This is a genomic window from Agromyces humi, from assembly GCF_009720255.1.
In the GTDB taxonomy this organism is placed as follows: Bacteria; Actinomycetota; Actinomycetes; order Actinomycetales; family Microbacteriaceae; genus Agromyces; species Agromyces humi.
In genome coordinates this window covers 1-3,007 of sequence record NZ_WJSP02000420.1, presented here as the reverse complement: position 1 = coordinate 3,007, position 3,007 = coordinate 1, and the positions used below count along the sequence as shown (strand labels likewise).

The following is a 3,007-nucleotide window of genomic DNA, read 5'->3' as shown; positions in this document are numbered from 1 at the left end:
CATCGGGCACGTCGAACACGAGGCCGTGCGCGGCCACCGCGGCGAGCGACGCGCGCACCACGGGCAGGTCGAGGAACTCGTCGCGCGGGTCGTCGTGCACGAGGTGCCGGATTCCGCGGAGCATCGGCTCCGCGTCGAGCTCGTCGAGGGCGGCCGCGGCGGCTCGATCGTCATCGAGCGGCACCCACCCGACGACGCCCGCGACCCAGTCGTTCCCACGGGCCACGTCGAGCATGGATCGGGTGTCAGCGGTCGAGTCGTCGGCCTGCACGAGGATGGCCGCATCCACCCCTGCCGACCGCAGTTCCGCCTCGGCCTCAGCGGGCCCGAAGTCGCGGAAGAGCGGCCCGAGCTCGGGCGTGATCCAGGCGTAGCCGCCCCGCGAGCGGTCCCACAGGTGCAGGTGGGCGTCGATCACCCGGCCGGTCACGGGATCAGCCCCTCGTCGCGGAGCGAAGCCCAGACCTGCTCGGGCACGGTCTCGCGTGCGCGCTCGAGGTTCTCGCGCACCGCCTCGGGCCGTGCCGAGCCGACCACCACCGAGCGGACGGCCGGATGCCGCAGCGGATACCGGATCGCTGCGACCGGGAGCGACACCCCGTGTCGGCGGCAGGCGGCCGCGAGCTCGCGCGCGCGGCGCAGCACGTCGTCGGGCACCTCGCCGTAGTCGTAGTGGGCGCCCTCCCCCGGCTCGTCGGTCGCGAGCAGTCCCGAGTTGTACGGCGCGGCCGCGACCACGCCGACCCCGCGCGACTCGCAGAGGGGCAGCAGGTCGGCGAGCGCCGGCTGCTCCAGCAGGGTGTACCGTCCGGCGATCATCACGAGGTCGAGGTCGCCCTCGCGCACGGCCCGCGCTGCGGCATCCGCATCGTTCGTGCCGATGCCGATCGCGCCGACGACGCCCTCGTCGCGGAGACGCGACAGTGCCGGAAGTCCCTCGGCGATGCCGCGGTCGAGGTCGTAGACGTCGGGGTCGTGCAGGTAGGCGATGTCGATCCGGTCGAGTCCGAGCCGCTCGAGCGAGTCCTCGATGCTGCGACGCACGCCGGACTCACTCGGGTCGTAGCGCCGCACGAGGTCGTTCGGCACCGCGAAGCCGTCGGCCAAGTCGTCGCCGTCGGCGAATGCGGGATTGGGCTCGAGCACGCGGCCGACCTTGGTCGACAGCACGAACTCGTCGCGTGGCCGGCCGCGGAGGAAGGCGCCGAGGCGCCGCTCCGAGAGGCCGAGGCCGTAGTGGGGCGCGGTGTCGTAGTAGCGGATGCCGCCGGCCCAGGCCGCCTCGAGCGCCGCGTGCGCTGCGGCATCCGTGACCTTGCGGTAGAGGTTGCCGAGCGGCGCCGTGCCGAGGCCGACCGGCCCCAGGCGACCGGCGCTCGTGACCTCCGCGGAGGGCGTGCTCATGCCGGCGCCGCCACGTGCTCGTCCTGGCCGGCGTGCGATCCCTGCCACGTGTTCGCGTCGATGGAGTCCTGCAGCATCTCGGTGCCGGCGCCCGGTGCCGTCGGTGCGAGGTAACGCCCGCGCACGACGACGGTCGGGGTCACGAAGTGCTCGTGCAGGTGGTCGACGTACTCGATCATGCGTCCGTCCATCGTGCCCGAGACCGCGACGTAGTCGAACATCGAGAGGTGCTGCACGGCTTCGCAGAGTCCGATGCCGCCGGCGTGCGGGCACACGGGCACGCCGAACTTCGCGGCGAGCAGGAGGTTCGCGATGTTCTCGTTGACCCCGCCGACCCGGGTGGCGTCGATCTGCATCACGTCCATGCCGCTGGCCTGCAGCAGCTGCTTGAACACGATGCGGTTCTGCACGTGCTCGCCCGTGGCGACGCGAACGGGGGCGACACCGCGGGCGATGGCGGCGTGTCCGAGGATGTCGTCGGGGCTGGTCGGCTCCTCGATCCACGCCGGCTCGAACTCGGCGAGGGCGTTGACCCATTCGATGGCGTCGGCGACATCCCATCGCTGGTTCGCATCGATCGCGATGGGGAACCCGGGGCCGACCGCGCCGCGGGCGATGCGGAGCCGCCGCACGTCGTCGGCGAGGTCGGCGCCGACCTTCAGCTTGATCTGGGGGAACCCGTCGGCCACGGCCTCCCGGCAGAGACGCTCGAGCTTCTCGTCCGAATAGCCGAGCCAGCCTGGCGTCGTCGTGTACGCCGGGTAGCCGACGTCGAGGAGGTGGGCGGTGCGCTCGGCCCGGCCCGCTTCAGCGGCCCGCAGGATCGCGAGCGCCTCCTCGGGCGTGATGGCGTCGCTGAGGTAGCGGAAGTCGACCAGCGAGACCAGCTCCTCGGGACTGAGGCCGGCGAGGTGCTGCCAGAGCGGGAGGCCGGCCCGCTTGGCGCGCAGGTCCCAGAGCGCATTGACCACCGCCCCGATCGCCATGTGCATGACGCCCTTCTCCGGGCCGAGCCAGCGCAGCTGCGAGTCGTGCACGAGTCGACGCGAGGCGGCCCCCATGTCGGCGAGCAGCGCTTCGACGTCCTCGCCGACGAGGTGGCCGCGCAGCGCCTCGAGCGCCGCGACCTGCACGTCGTTGCCGCGGCCGATCGTGAACACGAACGCGTGGCCCTCGAGCCCGTCGGGCGCATCCGTGCGCAGCACGACGTACGCCGCGGAGTAGTCGGGGTCGGGGTTCATCGCGTCCGACCCGTCGAGCTGGAGCGAGGTCGGGAAGCGGATGTCCCTGGTGTCAACACTGACGATCGTGCTCATGGCGTCCTTTCGTGGCGAGCCCGAGCATAAACATCGGATGTCTCTGCTGTCAACCGTCCACGGGTATGCAAGAATCTTCCCGTATCGCCGAATCACGCGCCGAGAGCTCGGATGTTCAGCGCGGGGCCTGATGTGCCTCGCGGTGTTCCTGAACGGCCCATCCTGGGAGGGCTTGGTCTGGATCTGTCCGAAGAGCGCCTTGAACGCGGCATCCGTCGCCGACCACTTGGGGTTCGTGCTCGGGTAGAACTGCGCGTCGGGCAGCACCTCGAGGAACGGCGCGAGCG

General features: G+C 71.6%; 3 protein-coding genes. All 3 read right to left on the bottom strand.

The features are described from left to right. Window positions 1–430 (bottom strand): amidohydrolase family protein (locus GH736_RS20180; protein ID WP_235934543.1); only part of this gene is annotated, 430 nt, incomplete at its 3' end. Next, complete coding sequence (locus tag GH736_RS20175; RefSeq protein ID WP_159606513.1) at window positions 427–1,404, bottom strand: aldo/keto reductase; 978 nt, start codon at window positions 1,402–1,404, stop codon at window positions 427–429. The genes GH736_RS20175 and GH736_RS20180, both read right to left, overlap by 4 nt. After that, window positions 1,401–2,720, bottom strand: coding sequence for an L-fuconate dehydratase (locus GH736_RS20170; protein WP_159606511.1), 1,320 nt, complete (start codon window positions 2,718–2,720; stop codon window positions 1,401–1,403). Before GH736_RS20170 ends, GH736_RS20175 begins: the two co-directional genes overlap by 4 nt. Window positions 2,721–3,007 lie beyond the last annotated feature (287 nt).